The sequence below is a fragment of the Kitasatospora fiedleri genome, assembly GCF_948472415.1.
Taxonomy (GTDB): domain Bacteria; phylum Actinomycetota; class Actinomycetes; order Streptomycetales; family Streptomycetaceae; genus Kitasatospora; species Kitasatospora fiedleri.
This window is the reverse complement of sequence record NZ_OX419519.1, coordinates 80,747-107,280: the sequence shown is the minus strand read 5'-3', so window position 1 is coordinate 107,280 and position 26,534 is coordinate 80,747. Positions and strand designations below refer to the sequence as shown.

Annotated in this window: 24 protein-coding genes and 7 pseudogenes; 15 read left to right on the top strand and 16 right to left on the bottom strand. The window is 74.2% G+C overall.

What is annotated here, in order from left to right:
- Nucleotides 1-33: 33 nt before the first annotated feature.
- The gene (locus tag QMQ26_RS00585) at nucleotides 34-2,643 is read right to left on the bottom strand and encodes a lectin (RefSeq protein ID WP_282204344.1); all 2,610 of its coding nucleotides are present in this window, start codon (nucleotides 2,641-2,643) and stop codon (nucleotides 34-36) included.
- Between the two features lie 749 nt (nucleotides 2,644-3,392).
- Between QMQ26_RS00585 and QMQ26_RS00580 the strand changes: the two are divergent.
- From QMQ26_RS00580 to QMQ26_RS00545, 8 genes and pseudogenes are all read left to right on the top strand, one after another.
- Nucleotides 3,393-4,364, top strand: a pseudogene (locus tag QMQ26_RS00580) (galactosylceramidase); the annotation flags it as partial.
- Between the two features lie 2 nt (nucleotides 4,365-4,366).
- Complete coding sequence (locus QMQ26_RS00575; RefSeq protein WP_282204343.1) at nucleotides 4,367-5,800, top strand: ricin-type beta-trefoil lectin domain protein; 1,434 nt, start codon at nucleotides 4,367-4,369, stop codon at nucleotides 5,798-5,800.
- A gap of 88 nt (nucleotides 5,801-5,888) precedes the next feature.
- Nucleotides 5,889-6,293, top strand: a complete 405-nt coding sequence (locus QMQ26_RS00570) for an RICIN domain-containing protein (protein ID WP_318552163.1) — start codon at nucleotides 5,889-5,891, stop codon at nucleotides 6,291-6,293.
- A gap of 140 nt (nucleotides 6,294-6,433) precedes the next feature.
- Nucleotides 6,434-7,606, top strand: a complete 1,173-nt coding sequence (locus QMQ26_RS00565; RefSeq protein WP_282204342.1) for a ricin-type beta-trefoil lectin domain protein — start codon at nucleotides 6,434-6,436, stop codon at nucleotides 7,604-7,606.
- A 251-nt stretch (nucleotides 7,607-7,857) separates the two neighbouring features.
- Nucleotides 7,858-8,907: a substrate-binding domain-containing protein gene (locus QMQ26_RS00560; protein ID WP_282204341.1), complete on the top strand. Its 1,050-nt coding sequence runs from the start codon at nucleotides 7,858-7,860 to the stop codon at nucleotides 8,905-8,907.
- Between the two features lie 112 nt (nucleotides 8,908-9,019).
- Entirely contained in the window at nucleotides 9,020-10,594 is a 1,575-nt protein-coding gene (locus tag QMQ26_RS00555; RefSeq protein WP_404814029.1) for a sugar ABC transporter ATP-binding protein, read from the top strand.
- A complete protein-coding gene (locus QMQ26_RS00550) occupies nucleotides 10,591-11,619 on the top strand; it encodes an ABC transporter permease (protein WP_282204340.1) in 1,029 nt (342 codons plus the stop codon). Before QMQ26_RS00555 ends, QMQ26_RS00550 begins: the two co-directional genes overlap by 4 nt.
- 61 nt (nucleotides 11,620-11,680) lie before the next feature.
- Nucleotides 11,681-12,076, top strand: coding sequence for an amidohydrolase family protein (locus tag QMQ26_RS00545; protein WP_282204339.1), 396 nt, complete (start codon nucleotides 11,681-11,683; stop codon nucleotides 12,074-12,076).
- Between the two features lie 22 nt (nucleotides 12,077-12,098).
- Here the strand turns inward: QMQ26_RS00545 and QMQ26_RS00540 are convergent, their stop codons facing one another.
- The 6 genes and pseudogenes from QMQ26_RS00540 to QMQ26_RS00520 form a co-directional block, all read right to left on the bottom strand.
- Nucleotides 12,099-12,368 carry an acylphosphatase gene (locus QMQ26_RS00540; protein ID WP_282204338.1) on the bottom strand — a complete coding sequence of 90 codons (270 nt, stop codon included), beginning with the start codon at nucleotides 12,366-12,368 and terminating at the stop codon, nucleotides 12,099-12,101.
- Between the two features lie 190 nt (nucleotides 12,369-12,558).
- Nucleotides 12,559-12,786: pseudogene (locus QMQ26_RS37745) on the bottom strand (MFS transporter); the annotation flags it as partial.
- Between the two features lie 95 nt (nucleotides 12,787-12,881).
- Nucleotides 12,882-13,133, bottom strand: a pseudogene (locus QMQ26_RS37740) (MFS transporter); the annotation flags it as partial.
- Nucleotides 13,134-13,236: 103 nt separating this feature from the next.
- The gene (locus tag QMQ26_RS00530) at nucleotides 13,237-13,755 is read right to left on the bottom strand and encodes an MFS transporter (protein WP_282204336.1); all 519 of its coding nucleotides are present in this window, start codon (nucleotides 13,753-13,755) and stop codon (nucleotides 13,237-13,239) included.
- Between the two features lie 111 nt (nucleotides 13,756-13,866).
- The gene (locus tag QMQ26_RS00525; protein ID WP_282204335.1) at nucleotides 13,867-14,118 is read right to left on the bottom strand and encodes a GNAT family protein; all 252 of its coding nucleotides are present in this window, start codon (nucleotides 14,116-14,118) and stop codon (nucleotides 13,867-13,869) included.
- A complete protein-coding gene (locus tag QMQ26_RS00520; protein WP_282206698.1) occupies nucleotides 14,064-14,204 on the bottom strand; it encodes a GNAT family protein in 141 nt (46 codons plus the stop codon). The genes QMQ26_RS00525 and QMQ26_RS00520 overlap by 55 nt, the downstream gene beginning before the upstream one ends.
- 461 nt (nucleotides 14,205-14,665) lie before the next feature.
- Here QMQ26_RS00520 and QMQ26_RS00515 point away from each other — a divergent pair, with 461 nt between their 5' ends.
- The 5 genes and pseudogenes from QMQ26_RS00515 to QMQ26_RS00485 all read left to right on the top strand — a co-directional run bounded on the left by QMQ26_RS00515 (nucleotide 14,666) and on the right by QMQ26_RS00485 (nucleotide 18,796).
- Nucleotides 14,666-14,809 carry a hypothetical protein gene (locus QMQ26_RS00515; RefSeq protein WP_282204334.1) on the top strand — a complete coding sequence of 48 codons (144 nt, stop codon included), beginning with the start codon at nucleotides 14,666-14,668 and terminating at the stop codon, nucleotides 14,807-14,809.
- On the top strand, nucleotides 14,806-16,305 hold the full coding sequence (locus QMQ26_RS00510; RefSeq protein WP_282204333.1) for an FUSC family membrane protein: 1,500 nt from the start codon (nucleotides 14,806-14,808) through the stop codon (nucleotides 16,303-16,305). The genes QMQ26_RS00515 and QMQ26_RS00510 overlap by 4 nt, the downstream gene beginning before the upstream one ends.
- Nucleotides 16,306-16,307: 2 nt before the next feature.
- The gene (locus QMQ26_RS00505; RefSeq protein WP_282204332.1) at nucleotides 16,308-16,562 is read left to right on the top strand and encodes a hypothetical protein; all 255 of its coding nucleotides are present in this window, start codon (nucleotides 16,308-16,310) and stop codon (nucleotides 16,560-16,562) included.
- 283 nt (nucleotides 16,563-16,845) lie between these two features.
- A pseudogene (locus tag QMQ26_RS37735) lies at nucleotides 16,846-18,034 on the top strand (MFS transporter).
- Nucleotides 18,035-18,166: 132 nt separating this feature from the next.
- Nucleotides 18,167-18,796, top strand: coding sequence for an LLM class flavin-dependent oxidoreductase (locus QMQ26_RS00485; protein WP_282204328.1), 630 nt, complete (start codon nucleotides 18,167-18,169; stop codon nucleotides 18,794-18,796).
- 519 nt (nucleotides 18,797-19,315) lie between these two features.
- On the opposite strand, the gene QMQ26_RS37730 is transcribed toward QMQ26_RS00485, so the two are convergent.
- The 9 genes and pseudogenes from QMQ26_RS37730 to QMQ26_RS00450 all read right to left on the bottom strand — a co-directional run bounded on the left by QMQ26_RS37730 (nucleotide 19,316) and on the right by QMQ26_RS00450 (nucleotide 24,681).
- On the bottom strand, nucleotides 19,316-19,612 hold the full coding sequence (locus QMQ26_RS37730) for a hypothetical protein (protein WP_282204327.1): 297 nt from the start codon (nucleotides 19,610-19,612) through the stop codon (nucleotides 19,316-19,318).
- A 194-nt stretch (nucleotides 19,613-19,806) separates the two neighbouring features.
- Nucleotides 19,807-20,301, bottom strand: a complete 495-nt coding sequence (locus QMQ26_RS37725; RefSeq protein ID WP_282204326.1) for an MFS transporter — start codon at nucleotides 20,299-20,301, stop codon at nucleotides 19,807-19,809.
- Nucleotides 20,302-20,565: 264 nt separating this feature from the next.
- Entirely contained in the window at nucleotides 20,566-20,691 is a 126-nt protein-coding gene (locus tag QMQ26_RS37115; protein WP_318552162.1) for a hypothetical protein, read from the bottom strand.
- A 54-nt stretch (nucleotides 20,692-20,745) separates the two neighbouring features.
- Nucleotides 20,746-21,855, bottom strand: a complete 1,110-nt coding sequence (locus QMQ26_RS37110) for a condensation domain-containing protein (protein WP_318552161.1) — start codon at nucleotides 21,853-21,855, stop codon at nucleotides 20,746-20,748.
- Complete coding sequence (locus QMQ26_RS37105) at nucleotides 21,846-22,262, bottom strand: hypothetical protein (protein ID WP_318552160.1); 417 nt, start codon at nucleotides 22,260-22,262, stop codon at nucleotides 21,846-21,848. The genes QMQ26_RS37110 and QMQ26_RS37105 overlap by 10 nt, the downstream gene beginning before the upstream one ends.
- A gap of 57 nt (nucleotides 22,263-22,319) precedes the next feature.
- Nucleotides 22,320-22,844, bottom strand: a complete 525-nt coding sequence (locus QMQ26_RS00465; RefSeq protein ID WP_282204325.1) for a DUF6271 family protein — start codon at nucleotides 22,842-22,844, stop codon at nucleotides 22,320-22,322.
- Between the two features lie 181 nt (nucleotides 22,845-23,025).
- Nucleotides 23,026-23,304 (bottom strand): annotated as a pseudogene (locus QMQ26_RS37720) (DUF6271 family protein); the annotation flags it as partial.
- A 97-nt stretch (nucleotides 23,305-23,401) separates the two neighbouring features.
- Nucleotides 23,402-23,599, bottom strand: a pseudogene (locus tag QMQ26_RS00455) (DUF6271 family protein); the annotation flags it as partial.
- Complete coding sequence (locus QMQ26_RS00450) at nucleotides 23,581-24,681, bottom strand: phytanoyl-CoA dioxygenase family protein (RefSeq protein ID WP_282204323.1); 1,101 nt, start codon at nucleotides 24,679-24,681, stop codon at nucleotides 23,581-23,583. The gene QMQ26_RS00450 and the pseudogene QMQ26_RS00455, both read right to left, overlap by 19 nt.
- 595 nt (nucleotides 24,682-25,276) lie before the next feature.
- On the opposite strand from QMQ26_RS00450, the pseudogene QMQ26_RS00445 reads away from it, so the two are divergent.
- Nucleotides 25,277-26,123: pseudogene (locus QMQ26_RS00445) on the top strand (hypothetical protein).
- A gap of 103 nt (nucleotides 26,124-26,226) precedes the next feature.
- Nucleotides 26,227-26,454: a phosphopantetheine-binding protein gene (locus tag QMQ26_RS00440; protein ID WP_100834484.1), complete on the top strand. Its 228-nt coding sequence runs from the start codon at nucleotides 26,227-26,229 to the stop codon at nucleotides 26,452-26,454.
- Nucleotides 26,455-26,534 lie beyond the last annotated feature (80 nt).

Genomic DNA, 26,534 nt, shown 5'->3' with positions numbered 1-26,534 from the left:
GGTCTTCCCGCCTCTCGTGGGGGAGGGGAGTGGTCAGGAGGGGAGGTTCCAGCGCTGGGCGTTGGTGTTGTTGCAGCCGAAGATCTGTAGCTGGGTGCCGTCGGTGGTGCTGGAGTTCGGGATGTCGAGGCAGCGGCCGGACTGCGGGTTGACCAGGGCCTTGGTGGCGGGGTTGTAGGTCCACTTCTGGCTGCCGGTGCCGTCGCAGCCCCACAGCTGCACCAGGGTGTTGTTGCCGGTGCCGCCGAAGCTGACGTCCACGCACTTGCCGACGATCCGCAGGGTGCCGTCGCCGCCCACGGTGACCTGCTGGGCGGCGGAGTTGTTGCACGACCAGATCTGGATGCGGGTGCCGTCGGCGGTCGATCCGGTGTTGTCGTCCAGGCACTTGCCGCCGTTGTCGGAGGTGACCGGGCCGGTGGAGCCCACTGGCGGGCCGGGCGGCTTGCTGCCGCCGTCGCCGTTGTAGGACGGCGGTGCGGCCGAGGCGGCGGTGGCCCAGCCGGTGTTGGCGCCGGTGCCCAGGACCAGGTCGAGGGTGCCGCCGCCGGTGGCGAAGGACGGGGGCAGGTAGGCGTTGTTCCAGGTGGCGCCGTTGAGCTTGGCGCTCTGGACGTAGGGGGCGTTGTCGGCGGCGGCCGGGGCGTTGACGACGAGGTGGCCGCCGCTGCCGAGGGTGACGTCGACGGAGGTGAACAGCGGGCTGCCCAGGGCGAGGTCGGCGGTGCCGGGGGTCTCGGGGTAGAAGCCCATGGCCGACCAGACGTACCAGGCGCTCATCGTGCCCAGGTCGTCGTTGCCGACTCCCCAGTTGGCCGGGTCGTTCGGCCACAGCTGGTCCTGGACCTGGCGGACCAGTTTCTGGGTCTTCCAGGGCTGCCCGACGTAGTCGTACTCCCAGGGCAGTTCGATGGAGGGCTCGTTGCCGAGGTCGGCGTGCGACCCGCCGGAGCCGTGGAAGTCCGACAGCACGCTGTCCAGGTAGGCCGCGTACCTGGCGTTGCCGCCCATCGCGTCGGCCAGGCCGCGGATGTTGTGCGGCACCGCGCCGGTGTACTGCCAGGAGGTGCCCTCGACGAACTGGTCGCTGCTGGTCGGGTCGAAGCCGCCCTTCCAGGCCCCGTTGGCCTGCTTGGGCTGGATGAAGCCGCTGGAGGGGTTGAAGACGTTCTTCCAGTCCTGGGCCCGGTTGGCGAACTGCGCGGCGGTCGTGGTGTCACCGAGCGCCTTGGCGAACGCGGAGGTGGCGAAGTCCTGGGCGCTGTACTCCAGCAGGGTGGCCGCCGAACCGTAGAAGTCCCGGGGGTAGCTGCCGTCGGAGGGCAGGTAGCCGTACTTGGTCTGCAGGTCCAGGCCCATCCGGATCGGGTTGGACGTGGTGCCCTCCTTGACCATGTCGGCCTTGGCGGTGGCGGTGTCGAAGTTCCGGGCACCGAAGGCGTAGTAGTCCGCGACGATCGCCGGGCCCGGGTCGCCGTTCATCACCTGCGTCTCGGCCGAGTTCAGCGACCACTTGGGGAAGAAGCCGGCCTGGGCGTAGTCGTTGACCAGCGACTGCGCGCTGTCGGACGCCTGCTGAGGGGCGACCAGCGCCTCCAGTTGGGCCTGGGTGCGGTAGATGTCCCAGCCGGAGTAGGTGCCGTACTGGGCCCGCTGCCCGCCGGAGACGGTGTGCACCTGGTGGTCGAAGCCCCAGTAGCGGCCGTCGGAGTCGCTGAGCAGGTTCGGGTGCAGCAGGGAGTGGTAGAGCGAGGTGTAGAAGACCTTCTGCTGGTCGGACGTGCCGCCGGCCACGGCGATCCGGCCGAGCACGGAGTTCCAGGCGTTGTGCGCGGCGGTGCGGGTGCCGTTGAAGTCCCAACCGCCGTTCTCGGCGGCGCGGTTGGCGGCGGCCCCGGCGATCGAGACGTAGGACAGGCCGACCTTGGCCTGCACCACCTGGTTGCCGGTGGTGTCGAAGGTGACCGAACCGCCGCCGTTGAAGGTGCCGCTGGAGGTCATCGGCCGGTCGAAGACCATGTCGAAGTAGGCGGTGTACGAGGGCGCCGAGGCGCAGAACAGGCCGGCGTCGACCGAGCCGCTGACCTCGGTGCTGCTGACCCGGTTGAAGTGCAGGTTGGTGGCCTTGTCCGCGTTCAGCTTGAACAGCAGGTTGGCCTGGGTGGTGGCGGGGAAGGTGAAGCGCGCCATGCCGGAGCGGGCGGTGGCGGTCAGTTCGGTCCGCACTCCGTTGCCGAGCGTCACCGCGTACGAACCGGCGCCCGCCGACTCGTTCCCGTGGCTGAACGTCTGGGTGGCGCCGCCGTCGACGCCCCCGAGCGTCGGCAGGACGGGGATGTCGCCCATCGCCCCGCAGCCGGGCCCGGAGATGTGGTTGAGGCTGAATCCCGTGACGACGTTGTCGGAGTAGGCGTAGTTGCCGCCGGGCGGCCGGGACGAGGTGTCGGGGCTCCACGACACCATGCCGAACGGGGTGACCGCGCCGGGGAAGGTGTTGCCGCCGTTGGAGGTGCCCAGCAGCGGATTGACCAGGCCGGCGGGGTCGGACACCGCGGCCGGTGCGGCGGCCTCGGCGGGGACGGTGGGGGCGGCGAACCCGAGCAGGAGGAGGCAGCTCGCCAGGGGGATGCGCCATCGTTTCACGTGTGGCTCCCGATGCGGGCGGCGCGGCTGTCGCGGCGCCGGTGGGGGGTGGCAAGTCCCGCACAGCAAAAGGCAGTTGCGGAAGTCCTGTCAACGCTCTGGGCCGAAATGGCAACAACAATCAACAGGTGCGGCAAGGAATCTGTTGGAGTGTGGTGGTGCGCCCGCGGCAAGTGGTCAAGCGGTACCGAAGGACGGTGCGCGGTGCGCGCCGTGGCGGCCGTGCCATTCATGACCTCAGGTCGGAGCGGGTGCGGCGGGCTGCTGGAGGCGGTACGGGGCAGAGCGGGGGGCACCGGATCGGGGTCCTGGTCAAGTCCCCTCGGGGGCGCGGCCGCCGGGTGCCGGCCCCGGCGTGGACGGCGGCGGGGCACGCTCGCCCGTCCAGGCCATTGACGCGGTCATGGTTGCTGGCTAGTTTCGGGCTGCTTCCTCCCTTGTCCAGACCATTGACGCGACCGTAGCTGCTGGTTAACTTCGGAGAGCGCTCTCTCCTGTCGAGCGTTCCCCTTGCCGCGACACTCCGGCGGGCAGCTCCCATGCCTGTCGGCCGTTCAGGCCGCCCCTGCTTGACAACGTTGTCTAAGCTGCTTCCCCGGCAGGAGTCGCAGGGGGGGTGGCGGAGCGGGCTCCCCCGCGGCCTTGTCCGAGCCGGCCGGCGCAGCATGTTCGTTTGTGCTCATTTGTTGTGCCATCTGATGCTCAATCACACATGAATGAACAGTAGGCGGTAATCCCTCCGGCGAAGGATGTCACTCATGCCACGACTATGGAGACTCGCCCCACTGTGGGTGCTCACACTGCTGGCGGCCGTGCTCGCGGTCGCCACCGTCCCCGCGCAGGCGGCCACCACGTCCGTCACCGTGGACGGCACGCAGGGCGGCCGGACGTTCGACGGGATCGGCGCGATCAGCGGCGGTGGCGGCAACTCCCGGCTGCTGACCGACTATCCGGCGGCGCAGCAGGCCCAGATCCTGGACTACCTGTTCAAGCCCGGGTACGGCGCGAACCTGCAGCTGCTGAAGCTGGAGATCGGCGGTGACGCCAACTCCACCGACGGCTCCGAGCCCTCCGTCGAACACTCCCGCGGCGTGATCAACTGCAACGCCGGGTACGAGTTCTGGCTGGGGGAGCAGGCCAAGGCCCGCAACCCCGACATCGGCCTGTACGGCCTGGCCTGGGCGGCACCGGGGTGGATCAACGGCGGGTTCTGGTCCACCGACACGATCAACTACCTGATCTCCTGGCTGGACTGCGCCAAGCAGCACAACCTGAACATCAAGTACCTGGGCGGCTGGAACGAGCGCGGTCACGACGCGAACTGGTTCGTCCAGCTCCGCTCGGCGCTCAACTCGCACGGCTACAACAGCGTCCAGCTGGTCGCCGACGACAGCGGCTGGGGCGTGGCCGACGACATGGCCGCCAACGCGGCGTTCAACAACGCGGTCTCCATCATCGGGGCGCACTACTCCTGCGAGGGCGGTGACGGCGGCAACGCCAACTCCTGCTCCAGCAGCACCGCGGCGAAGAACAACGGCAAGCCGCTGTGGGACAGCGAGAACGGCTCGCAGGACATGAACACCGGCGCGCCGGCGCTGATCCGGGCCATCACGCGCGGCTACGTCGACGCCAAGATGGTCAGCTACTTCAACTGGCCGCTGCTGGCGGCGATCTACCCGAACCTGCCCTACAACACGGTGGGCCTGGCGACCGCCAACTCGCCTTGGTCGGGCAACTACACCATCGGCGCGAGCACCTGGGCCACCGCGCAGGTCACCCAGTTCACCAAGCCGGGTGGAAGTTCATCGACTCGGCCTCCGGCTACCTCGGCGGGGCCGAGTCCAACGGCACCTACGTCACCGTCAGGTCGAACACCTCCGCGGACTACTCGACGATCCTGGAGACCACCACGTCCGGCTCGACGCAGACGGTGAACCTCAACGTCAAGGGCGGCCTGTCCACCGGGACGGTCCACGTCTGGGCGACCAACGTCAACAACCCGACCAACGCGACGTCGTTCATCCACACCCAGGACATCACGCCGACCAACGGCGCGTACACGCTGACCCTGCAGCCCGGCTACGTCTACACCCTCACCACCGTCGCCGGCGGCGGCAAGGGCACCGCGACGCCGCCCGCCGCGCACGCCCTCGCGCTGCCGTACTCCGACACCTTCGACGGCTACGGCAACGGCGCGGAGGCGAAGTACCTCTCCGACATGCAGGGCTCCTTCGAGGTCCAGCCCTGCACCGGCCGCTCCGGGCAGTGCGTGCAGCAGATGGCGCCGGTCAAGCCGATCGAGTGGCAGGACGACTCCGACACCTACGCGCTGATCGGCGACACCGGCTGGGCGAACTACACCGTCAGCGCCGACGTGTACCTGCGCGGCGCCGGCACCACCGAACTGCTGGGCCGCGCCAACACCCAGCAGCGCCCGCAGTCGCACATGAACGCGTACTACCTGCGCATCCGCGACACCGGGCAGTGGTGGATCGAGAAGATGTACACCGACGGCTCCAACCACACCCTGGCCACCGGCACCACCACCGCGCTGGGCACCGGACAGTGGCACAACCTGTCCTTCACCTTCCAGGGCACCACGATCAGCGCCAAGCTCGACGGCAACCAGTTCGGCTCCGTCACCGACGGCTCCTTCTCCAGCGGACAGGCCGGCCTGGGCATCCAGGGCTACCGCACCGACCAGTTCGACAACCTGAACATCACCCCCGGCACCGGCGGCGGCACCGGCGGCACCCCGGGCGGCACCGGCGCGGTCGTGTCGGCCAACGGCGGCAAGTGCCTGGACGACAACACGGCCTCGACCGCCAACGGCACCAAGATCCAGATCTGGACGTGCAACAACTCGTCCGCCCAGCAGGTGACCGTCGCCTCCGACGGCACGCTGCGGCTGCTCGGCAAGTGCGTGGAGGTCACCGGCAACGGCGGCACCGCCAACGGCACCCTGGTCGAGCTGTGGGACTGCAACGGCGGCAACAACCAGAAGTGGAGCTACAACCCCTCCACCGGCGCCCTGGTCAACCCGCAGTCCGGCCGCTGCCTGGACGTCCCCGGCTTCAGCACCACCGACGGCACCCAGCTGGACATCTGGGACTGCAACACCGGCACCAACCAGCGCTGGACCGTCCCCACCACGTGAGGCCCCCTCCACCACGTGACGCCCTCCCCGCCGGCCGTGGCCGCACCGGCCGGCGGAGAGCCCCACCCCCACCGGAACGAGGTGCACGATGAGAAGAATCGGAGCGGCCACCGTGACGGCCCTGCTGACGGCGGACGCCCTGGACGTCAACGGCGCCGCCCCCGCCAACGGCACCGCGGTGCAGCTCCGGGGCTGCACCGCGGGCGACGCGCAGTGGTGGACGCTCCGCGCGGACGGCACGCTGCGCGCGCTGGGCAAGTGCCTCGACGTGACCGGCTTCGGCACGGCCGACGGCACCGAGGCCGAGCTGTGGGACTACACCGGCGGCGCCAACCAGCGCTGGCAGCCGTACAACGGCGGTTACCGCAACCCGCTGTCCGGCCGCTGCCCGGACGACCCCGGCTTCGCCACCGCCGACGGCACCCGGCTGGACGTGCGGACCTGCGACGGTGGCGCCGACCAGCGCTGGACCACACTGCCGGCCGTGCCGTGACCCCGGCGCTCCACCGCACCACCACCGCGAAGCCGCCGCGGCCGGTGTGACCGGCGGCCGCACCGGCCGCCGAACCCGAGGCACGCCAAGTCGCTTCCACCGGAACCGGCTTGATCCCCCCACTCCCGTGAGGACCGCTCATGAAGCCGCGTACGGCGACAACCGCCACCGCACTCACCCCGCTGATCGCCGCCCTGGCCCTGGCCCTGGGCACCGCGCTGCCGGCCGCGGCGAGCGAGGGGCCGACGGCTACGGCCACGGCCACGGCGACTGTGACGACCCGGGTCGCCGCGGCGCCCGCCACCCTCCGCCTGCTGCCGCTGGGCGACTCGATCACCTGGGGCGTCGGCACCAGCAGCGGCAACAGCTACCGCTCCGAGCTGTGGAACCAGTTGGCCGCCGAGGGCCACCCCGAGGACTTCGTCGGCTCGGTCCGCAACGGCACGCTGTCCGATCCGGACAACGAGGGCCACTCCGGCTGGCGCATCGACCAGATCGCCGGCATCGCCGACTCCGTGCTGGCCCGCTACCGGCCCAACGTGGTCACGCTGGAGATCGGCACCAACGACCTCAACCAGAACTACCAGGTCGCCACCGCCACCGACCGCCTCTCCGCGCTCATCGACCAGATCAACCGCGACGCCCCCGACGCGACCGTGCTGGTCGGCACCGTGATCGTCTCCACCAGCTCCACCGAGGAGCCCAACCGCCCGGCGTTCAACGCCAAGCTCCCCGGCATCGTCCAGGCCAAGCAGGCCGCCGGCAAGCACGTCCGCCTGGTCGACCTGGGCACCCTGACCACCGCCGACCTCTCCGACGCGCTGCACCCCAACGACAGCGGCTTCGCCAAGATGGCCACCGCCTTCAACAGCGGCGTCCAGGCCGCCGACAGCGCCGGCTGGATCGGCGCCCCGGTCACGGTGGGCGGCCCGGTGCGGTCCGGCATCGCCGGCAAGTGCCTCGACGTCAACGCCGGCAGCAGCGCCAACGGCACCGCCGTGCAGATCTGGTCCTGCAACAACACGCCGGCCCAGAACTGGAGCGCGAACCCCGACGGCACCCTGAACGCCCTCGGCAAGTGCCTGGACGCCACCGCCGGCGGCACCGCCGACGGCACCAAGGTCGAGCTGTGGGACTGCACCGGTGGCACCAACCAGCAGTGGCAGCCGTACAACGGCGGCTACCGCAACCCGGTCTCCGGCCGCTGCCTGGACGACCCCGGCTTCTCCAGCACCGACGGCACCCAGCTGGCCCTGTGGACCTGCAACGGCGGTGTCAACCAGCGCTGGACGCCGCCGTCGGCCGTGGCGTGAGCCCCTGCGCCCGCACCCGGCGGCACCCGCCGTCCGGAACGCGGGCCGATGGTCGCAGGGGCAGATAAGCCTGTCCTCCCCCTTGACGGAAGTGCATGACAAGAGTGTCATGTGTCGTATCTCGTTTGAAGATGTTCGTTGTTGGTGGCGCGAGCCGTCGAAACTCCCGAAGTCCCCGGACTGGTCCCACCCGCTGCCACCGCTGTCCCCGCACCCCCTTGCCGATCCCGGCACATGCTCAAGGAGCCACCATGTTCCGCACCACCGCCGGTCGGGCCGCCGCCGCGACCGGCCTGCTGCTCACCCTCGGCCTGGCCACCGGCTGTTCCACCGGCAAGGAGTCGGTGAAGTCCGACGGCGCGCCCGCGGCCCCGGTCAGCGGGAAGATCTCGTTGACGTACCTGCAGAAGCAGGGTGACCAGGAGTACTTCATCGGCGAGGCGGACGGCGCGAAGGCGAAGGCCGCGGAGTTGGGCATCGACCTGAAGGTCGTGAACCTGGGCAACGACGCGAACAAGACGATCAGCGAGGTGCAGTCGGCGATCGCGCAGAAGAGCAACGGTCTGATCATCGTGGTGCCGGACCCGGCGGTGGGCCCGCAGGTGGTGCAGACCGCGAAGGACGCGAAGGTGGCGCTGCTGACCTCGGACGACCAGATCTGCGCGACCGGTCCGGACCCGGCCTCCTGCGACAAGGAGCAACTGGTGCCGCGGATCGGCTTCTCCGGTGCCCAGATGGGCGGCGAGGTCGGCAAGCGGGCCGCCGAGGAGTTCAAGAAGGCCGGTTGGAACCCCGCCGACACCCGGATCATCTCCGCCTGGAAGCAGGACGTCACCGTCTGCGGCGACCGGGTGAAAGCCGCGAAGGAGGCGTTCGCCGCCGGATCGGGCGCCCAGCTCCAGAGCATCGACGTGGCGACCGACAACACCCCGACCGGCGCCCAGGACAAGATCGCCGCGACCATCACCGCCAACGCGGGGGTCAAGCACTGGGTCGTGTGGGGCTGCAACGACGAGAACGTGCAGGGCGGGGTGACCGCGCTGGAGAACGCCGGCATCAGCGCCGACAACGTGATCGGCGTCGGCCTGGGTGCCTACCTCGCCTGCAAGGACTGGAGCGGCGGCAAGCCGTCGGGCATGAAGGCCGCGCTGTTCATCAACGGCAAGGACGTCGGCGCGCTGGCAGTGCAGACCATGTACGACAAGCTCAAGAACAGCAAGGACTTCCCGAAGGAGGCGTTCGCCCCCACCACCATGGTCGACGCCACCACCTGGCAGTCCGCGGGCGTCACCTGCACCTGACCCCGGCCACCCGCCGCCCCGGCACGCCGCCCCGGCGGGGCCGGGGCGGCGCCTCGCCCGCCCTGCGCGACAGGCAGCCCCCGTCCTCCCGCACGACCCGAAGGTGACCAGCGTGAGCACAGCGCACGACCCGAACCCGCACCCCCGGCCGCCCACAGCCGGGCCCCCCGCCGGGGCCGGCGTGCACCACCTCTCCAAGCGGTTCGGCCCGGTACGGGCCCTCGACGCCGTCACCCTGGATTTCCCGGCCGGTCGGGTGACCGCGTTGATGGGGGAGAACGGGGCCGGGAAGTCGACCCTGTTGAAGATCCTCACCGGTGACCACCAGCCCACCGAGGGCCGGGTGCTACTGGACGGCGAGCCCCTCCAGCTCTCCTCGCCCATTGACGCGCGCCGGGCCGGGATCAGGATCATCCCGCAGGAACCCGAGATCATCCCGCACGTCTCGGTCGCCGAGAACGTCTACGCCGGCTCCCTGCCCCGCGGGGCCGCACGCCGCCTGGACCGCGCCGAACTGCGCCGCCGCATCCGCGCCGACCTCGCACGCCTGGGCTTCGCCAAGATCCTCGACCCCGACCTGCTCGGCTCCCAGCTCACCCCCGCCCAGCGCCAACTCGTCGAGATCATGCGCGCCCTGACCGGCCACGCCAAGGTCATCGCCTTCGACGAGCCCACCTCCTCCCTGTCCGACCACGAGGTCGAGGCGCTGTTCGCCCTGATCCGCCGCCTGCGCGAGAGCGGCGTCGCCGTCGTCTACGTCTCCCACCGCATGCAGGAGATCTTCCAACTCGCCGACCGCATCGCCGTGCTGCGCGACGGCGCCCTGGCCGGCGTCCTGGACGCCGCCACCACCGACGAGGGCGAACTGGTACGCCTGATGGTCGGCCGCGACCTGTCCGCCATGTTCTCCCGCGAACACGTCGCCACCGACCGCATCGTCCTGGACGTGCGCGGCGTCAGCACCGACGACGTCCACGACATCGACCTGCAGGTACGCGCCGGCGAAGTCGTCGGCCTGGCCGGCCTGATCGGCGCCGGCCGCTCGGAGCTGGCCCTCGCCCTGGCCGGCGACCGCCCCATCCGCGCGGGCACCGTCACCCTCGACGGACAGCGCCTGCCCTCCGGCAGACCCGGCGCCGCCATCCGCGCCGGACTCGGCCTGGCCCCCGAGGAACGCAAAGCCCAGGCCCTGTTCCTGCACCGCTCCATTCGCGACAACACCTCCACCGTCGTCCTGGAGCGCCTGCGCCGCCTGCGCTTCGTGCGCCGCGGCGCGGAGCGGGAACTGGCCCAGCACTACAGCGACCGGCTGCGGGTGCGCACCCCCTCCATCGAGACGGAGGTGCGCAAACTCTCCGGCGGCAACCAGCAGAAAGTCGTCCTGGCCCGCTGGCTGGCCCGCAAACCCAAAGTCCTCATCCTCGACGAGCCCACCCGCGGCATCGACATCGGCGCCAAGGCCGAGATCTACCAGATCATCGCCGACCTCGCCGAACAAGGCGTCGCCATCCTCGTCATCTCCTCCGAACTGCCCGAGGTCCTCGGCCTCGCCGACCGCGTCCTGGTCATGCAAGGCGGCCGCGTCACCGGCGAACTCGACCGCGCCCACGCCACCGAGGAAGCCATCCTCCACCTCGCCATGGCCGACGACCTCACCACCGCCCCCGCCCCTGGAGCCACCCCGTGACCACCACCACCCAGCCGGCACCCGCCAAGCCCACCGGTACCACCGGCGCCGCCGCCCGCTCGCTGCTGGCCTCCGTCGGCGGACAGAACCTCAGCCTCATCGGCGCCCTGGCCGTCGTCCTGACCCTCTTCGGCACCCTCAACGACAACTACCTCAGCCTGTCCAACATGCAGGTCATCGCCGAAGCCGCCACCATCACCGGCCTGCTCGCCGTCGTCCAGACCGTCGTCATCATCTGCGGCGGCCTCGACATCTCCGTCGGCTCCCAAGCCGGCGTCGCCTCCGTCGTCTCCGCCATGGCCTTCACCTCCGCCGGAGCCAACCCCCTCGCCGGCATGGCCGCCGCCATCGGCGCCGGCCTGCTGATCGGCACCCTCAACGGCGTCATCATCGTCTACGGCCGCGTCAACCCCACCATCGCCACCCTCGCCGGCCTCGCCGCCTACAAGGGACTCGCCCAACTCATCTCCAACGGCCGCGCCCAGGGCTACGTCCTCAACGACGACGTCTTCATCTTCCTCGGCCGCGGCAAGATCGCCGGCCTGCCCGTCATGGTCTGGATCCTCATCCTCACCGCCGCCGCCGTCCACCTCCTGCTCAAATACACCGACATCGGCCGCAACATCTACGCCATCGGTGGCAACGACACCGCCGCCCGCCTCGCCGGCATCAACATCAACAAATACCTCATCGCCGTCTACGCCCTCATCGGCGCCGTCGCCGCCATCGCCGGCATCCTCCTCACCGCCCGCACCGGAAGCGGCCAACCCACCTCCGGCAGCGAAGGACTCGAACTCAAAGCCATCACCGCCGCCGCCCTCGGCGGCTGCGCCCTCAAAGGCGGCAAAGGCGGCATCGGCGGCACCCTCCTGGCCGTCGCCCTCCTCGGCTGCCTCGAAAACGGCCTCACCGTCCAAGGCATCAACGCCTTCTGGCAGAACGTCGCCCAAGGCGCCCTCCTCGTCATCGCCGTCGTCATCCAACAACGACGCAACGGCGAACGCCCCATCGGACTCCCCGCCTAACACCACCGACACGGCCTCGACGGCCCGGCGGGGTGCGGCGAGGGCGGCCACCTCTTCGGCGGTGATCCGGCTAGCCACCGCGCCGGAGCTGGTCCGCGACGTCAACGACCCCCTCGCGGCGGCCGGTGAGCGCCACCCCGGCCGGTTCGCGGCCTTCGCGTCCCTGCCCACCACCGCCCCCGAGCGCGCGCCGGACGAACTCCGCCGCGCGGTACGGGAGTTGGGTCGCGTCGGTGCGCTCATCCACGGCCGGACCGGCGGCGGGTTCCTGTCCGCCGAGTGCTTCGACCCGATCCTGCGCACCGCCGCCGGACTGCGCGTGCCGATCTACCCGCACCCGGCCCGCCGCCTCGGCACCGGCGGGCCGGTCGGGGCCCGGCGCGTTCGGCACCTCGGAGCGCGAAGCGCGGTGGCCTCCGCCGTCCCGGGAAGAGGCATAGACCAGCGGGTCGGGTGAGGTGCGAGGCCGGACAACGGGCTCAGGTGGTGACGGCGAAGACCAGCAGGCCCTCCGGCTGCTCCTCGACCACCTCGACGTGCTCGACCACCGCGCGGGACGGGCCGTGCCGCATCCAGGCGACCAGCTGCTCCACCGCCGCCGGATCGCCCTCGAGGACCGCCTCCACCTGGCCGTCCGGCAGGTTGCGCACCCAGCCCGCCACGCCCGCCTCGGCGGCCGTCCGGCGGCAGGAGTCGCGGAAGAAGACGCCCTGCACCGTGCCCGAGACCAGCACCCGCCGCCGGATCACCCGCCACCCACCTCTCGTCGCCGTTGCCAGCAGGTATACCGCAGGCGGGAGGACGGGGAGCGGAGGGCGCGCCGGAGCAGCGGGTGGTGGGTGGCGGGCGGTCAGGTGGCGGTGGGGACGGTCGTGGCGGGGGCGGGGGCGGGGGCGGGGCGGAGGCGGGGGCCGGGGGCACGGTGTCGATGGTGCGGCCGAAGGGGCGCCAGGCGAAGGCGGTCAGGGCGGCCATCACGACGGCGGAGAACCAGAACGGGCCGGTGAGGCCGAAGGCGCGGGCGAGCGGGCCGCCGATCAGGGCGCCGAGGGCGGAGCCGCCGACCGCCAGGGCCATGAAGACGCTGTTGACCCGGCCGCGCAGCCCGTCCGGGACGGCGCGCTGCACCAGCGTCCGGTCGACGCCGATCCAGATCGCGCCGTGCACGCCGAACCCGCCGAGCACCGCGCCCGCGACCCACGGGAACCCGCCAGGGCCAGGCCGAGGTGGGTGAGCGTCTCCAGCACCAGGCCCACCCGCAGCAGCAGCGAGGCGGAGAACCGGGCCTGTAGGCGCGGGGCGACCAGCGCCCCGGCCAGGCCGCCGACCGCCGAGGCCGTCAGCAGCACGCCGTAGCCGAACTCCGACAGGCCCAGGTGCTCGCGGGCGTACAGCACCATCACCGAGAAGCCCGCCACCAGCGTCACGTTCATCAGGCACAGCGCCAGCGTCAGCGTGCGCAGCGCGGGCTGCGCCCACAGCCAGCGGACGCTGGAGGCGAACTGGCGGCCCATCGGTTCCCGCCCCGCCGGGACGGGCGACGGCGCCCCGGCGCGGGCAGCAGGCGCAGCGTCGAGAGCAGGGCGGCGGCGCCGGTGAAGCTCAGCGCGTCGACCGTCAGCGGCAGGCCCGCCGCGACCCCGAACAGGGCCGCGCCGAGCGGCGGGCCGCAGAGCCGGTTGAGCACCGACTCGGCCCCGAACATCCGGGAGTTGGCGCGCGCAGGTCCGCCGAGCCGACCACGGCGGGCAGCAGCGCCGAGGACGCGTTGTCACCGAGTGCCGCGCAACCGCCCAGCAGCAGGCCCATCGCGTAGACCAGCGGCAGCGACACCGTGTCCGCGTACACCGCCAGCGCCAGCACCGCCGTCAGCGCGGCCCGCGCCGCGTTCGCCGCCACCGCGAGCCGCCGGCGGTCCACCCGGTCCACCAGCACCCCGCTGACCGGGGCCAGCAGCAGCCACGGCACCTGCTGGACGAACACCGCCAGGCCGACCAGCACCGGTTCCCTGGTCAACGACGTCACCAGCAGCGGGGCCGCCGCCGCCACGATCCCGTCCCCCAGCGCGGACACCGCCGCCGCCGACCACAGCGAGGCGAAGCCGCGTCCCAGCCCACGGCCACCACGCTTGCCCACCACGGCCTTCCACCCCTCGCGTCCGGTCTCCGCCCGAACCGCGAGGCTAACCGGCGGCCGATCCCCCGCGCGCACGGTTTTTCCGTCAGCGCCCGTCAGCGCCCGCCGCGCTCAGGCGGCGGGGCGGCCCGGGCAGTCCCACGCCCAGACCATGCCGCGGCCCGACTCCGCCGGGGCCCGCACGCCGGCCGCCTCGACGCGGTCGAGCCGGTAGCCGAGCCGGCGGGCCACCGCGGCGCTGCGCAGGTTCGCCTCGTCGCAGTGGATCTCGACCCGGTCGACGGTCGGGAGCCCCGCCGGCAGGGTCGTCAGCGCCCGGGCGGCCGGGTGGCCACGCCCCGGCCGAGGTGGTCGACGTGGCACCAGTACCCGATCTCCACCGCGCCGCCGCCCGACCGGTCGTGCAGGCCCGCCATGCCGAGCGCCGTCCGGTCGTCGGCCGCGAAGATCCCGAAGGAGTAGCTGCCCCCGGCGTTCGGCCAGGCCAGCGAACGCGGCGAACCGCTCCGCGTGCTCCCGCTCGGTCGGCAGCCGCTCCGCCCAGCCCGCCCAGGGGTTCAGGTGCGCGAAGGAGGCCGCGATCGCCGCGTAGCGCACCCCTTCCTCCGCCGCCCGCCAGCGCCGCAGGACCAGCCCTCGGCCTCTAGGCGCTCGGGACGTCGCCCGGGCGCAGGACGAGGAAGGGGGCTGCCGGTGCGGAGGACGGATCGCTCATCCGGCGGATGACGCCCGCCTCCGGCGGCTGGGGCAACCGGGTTCCCGCAGGCCCGCCGCCGTCGGTGTCATCCGGGCGTAACGCGGGTGCAGCGGGCGGGACAAGAGGCGGGCCTAGGCTGCGGGGGCAGGCTCATCGGTGGAGGGAGTTCCCACGAACAGGCGGCAGGCGCGACCGGACTGGCTGACCCATCCGTTGCGCTGGCAGCGCGGCCCGGTGCCCTGGGCGGCGACGGTGCGGGGCGCGGCCGGGATGGCGGTGCCGCTGGGGGTCGCGCTGGCTGCCGGGCGGCCCGCCGAAGGGGTGCTGGCCGGGCTGGGGGCGATGTTCGCGGGGTGAACGACCGGCCCGCCGGGCGGCGGACCGGGGCCGTGCAGCAGGCCGTTCCCGCGTTCGCCGGGGCGCTGGGCCTGCTGGTCGGCGTCGCCGGGGGGTGGTGGGCGGTGCCGCTGCTCGGCGCGGTCGGGGTGCTCTGCGGGGCGATCAGCGTCGCCGGGCCGGTCGCCTCCGCCGCCGCCGTGCAGCTGATGGTGCTCACCGTGCTCGGCTGCGGCCTGCCCGTCCCGCTGCCGGGCTGGGCCCGGGCCGGCTGCTACCTGGCCGGTGCCGCCTGGCTCCTGCTGCTGCGTCAACTCACCAGCCACCCGAGGCCGTTGCACGCCGAACGGCAGGCCGTCGCCGCGGTCTTCGACGCCCTCGCCGAAGCCCTGGACGCCGCCGGGACCGACCGCGCCGAGAGCGCCCGCCGCCGGCTGACCGCCGCCCTCGACCGGGCCGGCGAACAGCTGCGCACCGGCCACGACCACGCCCTGCGCACCCGGCTCGCCGCCGCGTCCGCCCTGTGCGAGGCGAGCGTCGCCCTGCTGCGCGCCGCCCGCCCGCTGCCCGCCCGCCTCGCCACCGGCCCGCGCCGCCTGGCCACCGCCGTCCGCACCGACCGCCTCCCCGGCCGCTGCCGTCCCCGCCGCCGAGACCCCGGCCACCGCCGCCTTCGACCGCGCCGTCCTGCACGCGGCCCTCGCCTTCGGCGGGACGCCGGGACCGGCCGGGCCCGGCGCCGCCCGCGGCCGGACGCGCGGCGCGGGCTGCGCGGGCGCTGGCCGCGCTGGTGCTGGGCGCGCCGGGGGGAGTGGCGCGGCCCGGTGCCGGGCGTGCGGCCGTGGGGCCGGGCCGGCCGGGCGTACGGGTGCGGGTCGGGGTGTGCGTCGCGGCGAGGCACCGCGTTGGCGCTCGCGCTGCGCACCGGGCACTGGTACTGGCTGCCCGTCACCGCCGCGTTCCTGGTCAAGCCGGACCTGGGCCGCTGTTCTCCCGGGTCGTCAACCGCTTCGCCGGACGGTCGCCGGCGTGCTGCTGGTCGCGCTGCTCGGCCCGGTGCTGTCCGGCCCGTGGTGGCCGGTCGCCGCGGTGGCCGCCACCGGCGCGCTGATACCCGTGGCCCAGCGGCACTTCGCCGCGCAGACCGCCGTCATCACCGCACGGTGCTGGCCTTCACCACCACCGGCGGCGACCACGGCGCCGCTCCCGCCCGGCTCGCCGACACCGCGCTCGCCTGCGCCCTGGTCCTGCTGGTCGGCCACCTCCCCGGCCTGACCGACACCCGGGCCCGGGTCGGCCAGCGCGCCGCGCACGCGCTCCGCACACCCAGCGCTACCTCGACCACGTCCTGCTGGCCGGTCCGGAGGACCGGCACGGCGAGCGGGCCCCGGCCGCCGACCGGGCCGAACTGCGCCGCACCGCCTACCGCACCCTCGCCCAGGCCCGCGCCGCCGCCGAGACCGCCGCCGCCGAACTCCGCCCCGGCGGACCGGCCGGGCCGGACTGGCTGCGCCTGACCGTGCACGCCGAACGGCTCGCCGACGCCGCCACCGCGTACGCCGTCGAACGCGACCACGGCGCCCCCGCCCCGGCCGCCCCCGCCGTCCGCACCCTCACCCGGGACCTCGCCGCCGCCGCCGACGCCCTCGACCGCCCCGGCCCGACCGCCGCCCCCGCCCGGACGCCCGCCGTCGCGCTGCCGGCCGAACTGCCCTCCGAACTCGCGGGCGTGGCCGCCGAGGTGCGCCGCATCCGGGCCCTGGCGACCGGCTGAGACCGCGCCCGGCGGGCCGGTCCGGACGGCCACCGACCGGCCGGCCGCGTCGAACGAGCTGTTCCTCGGCAGCGAGCACCCGATGGACGTGCACCGTCAGCGCGAGCGACCTGCTGCCGCCCGTCCGAGCGCGCGACGGCGTGGACGCCGGGGTCCGCCCGGACCGGGCGGACGCGCGGCGGGTAGGATCGGGGGCACTGACAACGTTGACATCGGGTTGGCGGCCCGGTCGGTGCGTCGTTCCGGACGGTTCCCGTCCCCTGTCGTTGGCTGGAGCACCCGCATGCCCCTGGCGCTCGTCGCCCTCGCCGTGACCGCGTTCGCGATCGGCACCACCGAGTTCTCCGCGATGGGGCTGCTGCCGCAGATCGCCGACGGCCTGGACCGGACCCATCCCGCAGGCGGGTTGGCTGATCTCGCTGTACGCGCTGGGCGTGGTGATCGGGGCGCCGCTGCTGACCGCGGTGGCCGCGAAGCTGCCGCGCAAGACGGTGCTGATCGGGCTGGCGGGGCTGTTCACGTTCGGGAACCTGCTGTGCGCGCTCGCGCCGAACTTCGCCTTCCTGGCGGCGGCCCGGCTGATCACCGGGCTGCCGCACGGCGCGTTCTTCGGGCCGGCGCGGTGGCCGCCGCCGAACTGGTCGCCCCGCACCTGCGGGCCCGGGCGGTGTCGGTGATGTTCTCCGGGCTGACGGTGGCGAACATCCTCGGCGTGCCCGCCGCCACCCTGCTCGGCCAGCACCTCGGCTGGCGGGCCGCGATGCCGTCGTGGTGGCGATCGGCCTGCTCGGCGCCGCCGCCATCGCCCGCCTCGTCCCGCACCTGCCCAGCCACCCCGGCGCGGGCCTGCGCAGCGAACTCGCCACCTTCCGCAGCGGACAGCTCTGGCTGGCGCTGACCACCGTGGTGTTCGGCTGCGCCGGGCTGTTCGCCTGCTACACCTACATCACCCCCGCCCTCACCGACGTCGCCGGGTTCGCCGAGGGCTCGGTCACCCTGGTGCTGGCCCTGTTCGGCGTCGGGATGACACTCGGCAACGTGATCGCGGCTACGCGGCCGACCGGGCGCTGCGCCCGTCGATCTGCGCGGCCTTCCTGGCGATGGCCGGCGCGCTCGCCCTGTTCGCGCTGACCGCGCACGCCCGCTGGTCGGCCGCCGCGACGGTGGTGCTGATCGGCACGGCGGGCTTCGCGACCGTCCCGACCGTGCAGACCCTGGTGATCCGGAAGGCGCGCACCGCGCCGACGCTGGCCTCCGCGACCGTGCAGGGCGCGTTCAACCTGGCCAACGCGATGGGCGCCTGGCTCGGCGCCTGGCGCTCGACGCCGGGTACGGCCTGACCTCGCCGTCGCTGGTCGGCGCGCGGACTGTCGCTGCTCGGGTTCGTGATCGCGGCGGTGTCCTGGGCGGCGGACCGGCGCGGGCCGGTGTCGGCGGCGGAGCCGTCGGAACCGGCCGTCGCGGCGGGCTGACGCGGCGGGCTGACGCGGTGACAGCCCCGGTGGTCCCGGAGACGTCCTCGACGCGGACCGGCGGTCGATGATCTGATGAGGCGCCGGGGGCTCCTCGTGCGGGAGGCCCCGCGCACCCCGAAGGAGCACCCGATGACGGACACCGACCGCCCGCGGCGCCCGGGTCGGCGTGATGCTGCCCGCGACCTGCCGGTCCGCCAGATCCTCCCGTACGCCCGCCGCGCCGAGGAACTCGGCTTCGACGAGCTGTGGGTGGTCGAGGACCTCGGCTGGCGCGGCGGCGTCGCCCAGGCCGCCACCGTGCTCGCCGCCACCCGCCGGATCACCGTCGGCATCGGCATCCTGCCCGCCGGCGCCCGCAACGTCTGCTTCGCCGCGATGGAGCCTGCGCCACCCTCGCCCAGCTCCACCCCGGCCGCCTCACCGGCAGGCGTCGGCACGGCATGCGCGCCTGGATGGAGCAGTCCGGCGGCGCCTGGCCCGCCAGCCCGCTCACCCTGCTGCGCGAGTACACCACCGCGCTGCGCGCGCCTGCTGCGCGGCGCGGCCGGTCCGGCCGACGGGCGGTACGTGCGCTGTCGGGACGTGCGGCTGACCGAGACCCCCGACGTGGTGCCGCCCGTGGTGCTGGGCGTGCGCGGCCCCAAGTCGCAGGCCGTCGCCGGGGAGACGGCCGACGGGCTGCTGCTCGCGCCGAACCCGCCGCGCCCGCCTACGTCGCCGCCTCGCTGGCGCACCTGGGCCGCCGCGACGCCGAGGTGATCACCTACGACGTCGCGGCCGTGGACGGGGACGAGCACGGGGACGGGGGGCCGCCGTCGAGCGGGTCCGGGCCGGGCTGGCCGCGATCGGCGAACCCGACTGGGCGCCACATCGACCCGCTCCGTTCGCCGCGGAGTTCCGCGCCCACCGGGCGCCGCCGCGACGGCGCCCGGTTGCCCGCACCATGCCCGCCGCGTGGGTCCGCGCGCTCACCGTCACCGGCACGCCCGCGCAGGCCCGGCCCGGCGATCGCCGCCGGCACGCGGCCGGGGCCACCTGCGTGGTCCTCACCCCGACCGACCGCCGGCCGGACCCGCTGGCCGCACTGGAGTCGCTGGCCCCCGGCCCTGCCCGGCCGCGGCTGAACCCGAGGGCGGAGCAGACGGACGGGGGCCCGACGCGCGGCGCGGCGCGGCCGGACCCCCGTCCGCCGGTCGGTGGCCCGGGCCCGGGCCGCTCGGGTCAGTCGGCGGCGGCACCGGCGTCCGGCCCAGGCGCGGACCGCGGGCAGCGCGATCATCAGCCCAGCAGCAGCAGGCCCACCAGCGCGGCGAACAGCAGCACCCGGTCGATGCCGAACGCGGCGGCCACCGGCCCGGACAGCGCCCGCCGACCGGGATCACCATGATCGAACCGGCCACGTCGTACGCCGACACCCGGCTCAGCACGTTCAAGCGGGATGTGGGTCTGCACGCTGGTCGACCACATCACGCCCCAGAACGCGAAGCCGCAGCCCGCGACCAGCCCGGTGGCCGCCGTCAGCGCGAACGACCAGTGCAGCGCCGGGGCCAGCGGGTTGAGCGAGAAGAACAGCATCGCGCAGGCCCCGCCACCAGCGGGCGCGCCGGGCGCACCCGCATGCCCAGCAGGCCGCCGACGATGGTGCCCGCGCCGTCCGCCGAGGCGATCCAGCCGTAGCCGGAGCTGCCGTGCTGGTCGGTCAGCGCGACCGCCGCCCAGCGGCACCGACGGGCCGAACACCAGCAGCCCGTACACCGACCACACCGCGATCACGCCCCACAGCCACGGCCGGGAGCTGAACTCCCGCCAGCCGACCGCCAGCCGCTGCCAGATCGGCGCGGCGGGCTCCTCCGCGCCCTTGTCCGCGCGCCAGGTTGCGCAGCGGCAGCAGGCCCAGCGCGCTGAGCGCGAACGCCGCCGCGATGACGGTGAACGAACCGGCCACGTTCCAGTGCCGACCACCAGGCCGCCAGGCCCGGGCCCAGCAGCGTGCAGACCGCCTCGGAGATCCGCAGCAGCGCGTTGGCCCGCTGGACGTCCTCGGCGACCCGCGGACCAGGCCCGCCAGGCCCGGTTTGGAACATCGCCGTCGCCGCGCCGGAGAGCGCCATCAGCGCCATGATCTGCCACAGCGTCACGTCGGTGGTGGCCAGCAGCAGCGCCAGCGCCAGCATGGCCAGCATCCGGACGGCGTCCGCGCCGACCATCATCAGCTGCGGGGTGAAGCGGTCCGCCAGCACGCCGCCGAACAGCACCAGCAGCACGATCGCGCGCCATCCACGCGGCCAGCGCGTAGCCGACCCCGCTCTCGCCGTAGCCGGTCCGCAGTACGGCCGCGGTCAGCGACACCATCAGCATGCCGTCCGCCAGCAGCGAGGAGCTGCGGGCCACGACAGCATCCGGAACCGGTGCGAGCGCCAGGGGCTGGCGGGGTGCCGGCGCTGGTACCGGCGGCGTACCGGGCGGGGAGTCGGACGGGTCGGACTGCGGGGCGGACGGGGGACGCGCCGTCAGGTCATCGTCAAGGGTCATCGCGGGTCGGCCGCCGGGCGGCCGCTTCCTTCCAGGAGTGTCGGCTGCTGCTGCCAGGCCAGGGGGAGGCCGGGCTCGGCCGGGGCGTCCGGCACGATCAGGTAGCGGCGCGGGGCGAGCACGCCCGGCCGCTCGGGGGAGGTGCCGCAGCAGGGCGGCGTGCGCCAGCTCGGGCGTCAACCCCGCCCCGGCGCCGGAGGTAGGAGGTCGCGCGTCGGTGACGGGCGGCCGTCCAGGGCGGCGGACAGCGCGGCGGCGACCGCGGCGGGGGAGACCCAGCAGCCGTCCAGCAGGCGCCAGTCGCCGCCGCGCCCGGGCGGGCGGACACCGGTGACCTCGCCCAGCGCGGCCAGCGGGACGTCGCCCTCGGCCGCCGCCTCCAGCAGCCGGACCAGACCGGCCAGGAAGCCCGCCGCCTCGTCCCGGTCGAACAGCTGCGGGTCCGGCCACAGCGCCAGCTCCAGCACCGGCTCCAGGCGGTGGACGAAGCAGAGCAGCGCGGTCGGCAGCACCTGCTCCGGGCCCCAGGTCAGCTCGAACCCGGGCTCCGGGTCGGTTGTCCCGGCGGCCGGGCGCAGCGCCCCCGGCAGGCCGGACACGTCGTTGAACACCACGTCCCGCCCGAACCGGCTGCCGCGCTCGGCGGTCACCCGGTCGATCATCGCCCACAGCTCCAGCGCGTCGAACCGGCTGTGCCGGTAGGCGTTCAGCGCCGCCGCCCACGCGGACTTCAGCAGCGCGTCGAAGCCGGCCGCCCGCGCCACCTCCAGGTGGAGCAGCGCGTCCTGCGACAGCGGGGTGACGGTGCGGGCCAGCGCGGACTTGTAGCGGTTGGCGGTCGGGGCCGCGCCGACGTAGGCGTCCTGCCCCGCCCGGTGCGCCACCAGCGCGCACCACGCGGTCAGCAGCACCGTCGAACCCGGCACCCCCAGCCGGGCCGCGGCCCGGGCCAGCGCCGCGCCGCCGCGCGCCGAGCGCAGCGTCAACCGCGGTGCCGGACCGCCGCGACCAGCGCCCGCGGCTCGGCGAACATCGCCTGCGGGCCGGTGCGCAGCACCCGCTCCCAGTACCGCAGCGAAGCCTCCGCCTTGCGCCGCCCGGCCGGGGCGGCCTCCTCGGCGGCGCAGCTCCAGCGGCGTCAGGGTGCCCTCCAGGGGCGGCAGTTCACGGCCGTGCAGCAGGTCGAGCCACTCCTCGCGCAGCACCGAGAGCGCGCTGCCGTCGGCGGCGGCGTGCCCGGCCACCAGCCCCAGCTGCACGGGCACCCCGCCGCCGGTCAGCAGCACCGCCCGCAGCGGGTGGTCGCGGCCCAGGTCGAACGGCGCCAGCCGGACCTCCCGGGCCAGCGCGTCGGCGACGGCCGCCGGGTCCTCGGCAGCGGGTCGTGGTCGACCACCCGGACGGTGAACTCCCCTTCGGAGTGCACGAGTTGCTCCTCGGGGAGGGCGCCCTCGGGGTGCGGGAACACCGTCCGCAGCGCCTCGTGCCGCAGCGTCAGCGCCCGCAGCGCGTCGATCACCGCCGCGACGGAGACCCCGGCCGGGACGGCCCACACGTCGTGGATGTCCACGTCCGCGGCGCCGTCCCGCAGGATGCACCGCACCATGTTCGCCTGACCGAGGGTCAGCGGCCCGCGCCGCACGTCACCGCCCGCCCAGCGGACGGTGACGACCCGGGAGGTGGAGGGGGACACGAGGGCACCTACATTCATGAAGAGGGATTCAGCGGGAGGAGGGCGCCGGGGCGGGCGTCAGCGGGGCGCTCCCCGCCGCTTCCAGCAGGGCGGGCCAGGCGTCCAGGAGGGTCGCGAAGTCCTCCAGGTCGGTGCGGGCGCGGTGCAGGAGCCGGGGCGGTGGGCGGCCAGGGCGTCGGCGACCGGGGTCCAGGCGGGGCCCAGGCGGCGGTAGGCGTGCTCGACGGTGGCGAGGCGCCGCGGGTCGTCGGGGCGGGGTCGGCCGCCGTCGCGCGACCAGGGCGGCCAGCCGTCCGGGCTCGGCGAGCAGGGCCGGTCCGGTCGCGGCATCGCGGTGTAGAGGTCGCCGAGCCGCCCCGACAGCAGCAGGAACTTCGCCAGCCGCAGGTGGTAGGCGAGCCGGCCGGAGTCGGTGCGGCGCTCGCCGGTGTGGAAGTTGACGATGTGCCGGTTGTGCAGCACGCCGGGCAGGGCGGCGTGCTGGGCCACGTGCAGCAGGAAGTAGTCGGTGCCGATGGTCTCGGTCGCGGGCGGCAGCGGGACGCGGCCGTACAGCTCGCGGGAGAGCGCCAGGTTGCACATGTCGATCCGGTTCGGGGCGACCGCGCCGAGCTGGGCCGGTCGGCGCGGAACGGCTCCGTCCCGGCGCCGCGGAACGCCTCCCGGATCGCCTGCTCGCGCCAGAGCGCGGGCGTGGACGGCGCAGCGCCAGGTCGACGAGTTCGCCGTGCACCCGTGGGTCGAGCGCCAGGATCTCCGCGAGGTCGAGCTCGCCGACGAAGGAGGCGCCGACCACCGCGACGGGCAGCTCGGCGGCGTCCGGGCCGAGCCGGGCCAGGCGGCCCCGGCCGATCCGCCCGGCGACCTCCCGGCCGGGAGGCCGATCGCGGCCAGCTCCTGCTGGATCGGGAACACCGGTGCGCCGTCCAGGAGTTGGTAGCGGCTGTCCGGAGTCGCGGCGGTGCACGGAGGTGCAGCCCAGGGCCTCGGCGAGCAGGAACGCCCGGTCGGTGCAGGCCCCGTACGAGACGGCGTCCGGCAGCAGCAGCTCCAGGACGCCGTCCGGGTCGGCGCACCCCGGCCCGGGCCACCGCCCGGGCCAGGACGGCGCGCTGGGCGTCCTCGTCCAGATGGTGGACGTTCACCCCGGGCGCGGCCGGCCGACCGCCGAGCACCCGGCGGTGCTCGGCGACCACCGGCGCGGGGGCGGAGTCCAGCACCAGGACCTCCACCTCGACGCCGAACTCCCGTGCGCCGTAAGCCGCTTCGTCGAGCAGGCCGAGCAGGGCGGGGGCGCAGGCGCGGTTGGTGGGCAGGGTCAGGCAGACGCGGCGCACTGGTCCGCCCCGGGAACGGCGGCGGCCTCGGGGGCGGCCCCGGCGGACCGCTCGGCCGGCTCGTGCCAGGAGCTGAGGCCGAGCAGCCTGCTGCCGAGCTCGGTCAGCTCCGCGGTCGGGTAGCGCTTGGACTCGTGCAGGACCGGGTCGCCGACCAGAGTGCGGTTCCAGCGCGGGGTGCGCAGGTGGCGCCAGGAGTCGACGCGGGACTTGCGCAGCCGCTCGTGCTCCTCCAGCGCGGGCATCATCGACAGGTACTGCACGGCGCGCACGCCCCGCTCGGACAGGTTGCGGGCGACGCCGTGCGCCAGCAGGCCGTTCCAGATCAGCAGGTCGCCGGGGTGCAGGTCGGGCCGGACCACCGGCAGTTCGGCGCGGTCGATGTCCGGGCGGATCGGGTCCCGGTCGGCCGGCTGGGCGAGCTTCCACGACTCGAACCGCCGGAACAGCTCCGGGTTGCACTGGAAGCCGCCGGTCTCCGGCGTGGTGTCGTTGAGCGCGATGATGCCCTGCACCCGCTGCGGCGGCACGCCCAGCGTGGTGTCGATGTCCCAGTGCAGCTCGATGTCGAAGCCGCGGTCGGTGGGGTCGATCAGCGCCCGGTCGCGGTTGCCGCGGTTGGGCGGGTTGAGGTTGAGCCGGTCCAGGGTGACCCACAGCTCCTCGCAGTCCCAGACGTCCACGAACGCGTCGTAGACCCGCTGGTTCTGCCGGCTGTCCCAGAGCAGCTGGTGGTGGTACGCCTCGACGAAGCCGTAGATGTGCAGCTGCTGGTCCAGGTCGGAGCGGAACGGCCGGTCGGCGAACCAGCTGGCCGGGTCCTGCGGGTCCAGGCCCTGGAACTCCCAGGCGAAGTCGAGCATCCGGCGGGCGTGCTCGGCGGGCACCGCCTCGCGGACGATCACGTAGCCGTAGGTCTGCCAGTGCGCGAAGTCCTCCTCGGACAGCACGCGCAGCGGACGGGACTTGGACAGCTCGCGCAGGGTGTGCTGGGCGAGGTAGGACTCGCCGTCGTTGCTGAAGTACGGGCGGTCGCTCGCGGCCCGGAACAGGTGGGCGCGGCGGGACGGTGCGGACATCATGATGGGACAGCCCCTCCTGAGGAGAAAGCGGGAGGCGGGTGGACGGCCGCCCCGCCCGTCGGCGGCGCGGGCCCGGAGGGGCCCGGCGGACGGGGGTGCGGCAGCGGGACGGGGACGCGCCCCGGGCCGGGAAGACGGCCGGGCGCGGACGGCCCCCGCAGCGGGGCCGGCACGAGAGACGGGGGCGACGGGGAAGGGCGGCGCCGAAGAAGGCGCCGCGGTCGCTCCGGTCGCCACATTGGTCCAGACCACAAATGTTGTCAAGTTCCTGATCGGTAACCCGGGCCGGCCGCAGGTCGACCGCGGTCCGGCGGCGGTCCGGACCCGCCGTGGCCGCGGGTCGAGCCCGGTGCGGTGGCGACCTGGTCTAGACAATTGGCGCGGGGCTGCCCTAATCTCCCAATCGGCTCCGGTCCCTGACGGAGCGTTGGCCCGCGCCGCCCCTCCCGTTGCGCCGCGCCCCCGCCGACGCCGTCCCGCACCCGCGCCGCCCCGCACGCTCCCCGCGGCCCCGCACCCGACGGGACGCCCACGTCCCGCGCCGTGCTGTCCGCCGCCGCACCCCGACCGCTCCCGCCGAGAGGGAACCTCCGCCATGAGCACCACCGCCGAGCCCGGCATCCGCCTCGCCAACCCCGGACCCGGACTGGTCACCCTCGACCCCGTCCACACCGCGCTCTTCCGCGGCCTCGACCAGCTCCTCACCGGCCTCGCCGCGCGGCTCGCCGCCCCCGAGGTGCTCGGCCCGCCGCTGCTGGCCGCCGACGGCCTCGCCAAGCTCGACTACTTCCGCAACTTCCCGCACCTCGGCGTCAGCGCCGGCCGCTTCACCCCCGAGACCCACGCCGGGCTCGCCGCCGGCCAGGCCCCCGCCGGACAGCCCTCGAACCCACCGGCCACCTGCTGCCCTCCGCCACCTGCTACGGCCTGCTGCTCTCCCTGGAGGGCCAGGACGTCGGCGACGGCACCCGGCTGTCCGCCGTCGGCCGCTGCTTCCGCAACGAGACCCACTACGACGGGCTGCGCCGGCTGTGGGGCTTCCACATGCGCGAGGTGCTCTACCTCGGCACCCACCAGGGCGCCGTCGACCACCTCGACCAGGGCGCCCGGTTCATCACCGCCACCGCCGAGCAGCTCGGCCTGGAACTGACCCGGGCCGCCGCCGACGACCCGTTCTACGACAAGGGCGGCTCGCGCGCCAAGCTGATGAAGCTCGACCCCGTCAAGCACGAGTTCAGCCCCCCGACGGCACCGCCATCGCCTCCGTCAACCGCCACCGCAACTTCTTCGGCGAGCGCCTCGACATCCGGGCCGGCGAGCACGGCCCCGCCCACAGCGCGTGCGTCGCCTTCGGCCTGGAGCGCTGGGTGCACGCGATGAAGCTCGCCCACGGCAGCGCCGAGGCCGCCCTCGACGTGCTCCACACCGCCACCCGGGCCTGACCGCCCGACCGCCCGACCGCCTGAATCGCCCGGCGCCCGAGCCCCCGGCCCGGCCGCCCGCCACGTCCACCCCCGTTCCGCAGAGCAGAGGAGAACCACGCACATGGACCGCATCGCCGCCTGGCTGCACGAGAAGAACCCCGACCTCGACGGCCCGATCGGCCCCGACGAGGACCTCATCGAGGCCCGCCTGATCGACTCGATGGACTTCCTGGAGTTCATCGACCTCCTGGAGGACCTCACCGGCGAGAACATCGACCTCCAGGACGTCACCATCGACGACTTCCGCACCCTCAACCGCGTCCAGGAGCGCTTCCTCGCCACCGCCTGAGGCCCGGCGCCTCCGGCGGCGGCAGCTCCCGCCCGCCCCGGGCGCCGGCCAGTTGGGCGGTGAGGGTGGCGGCCCGCGGG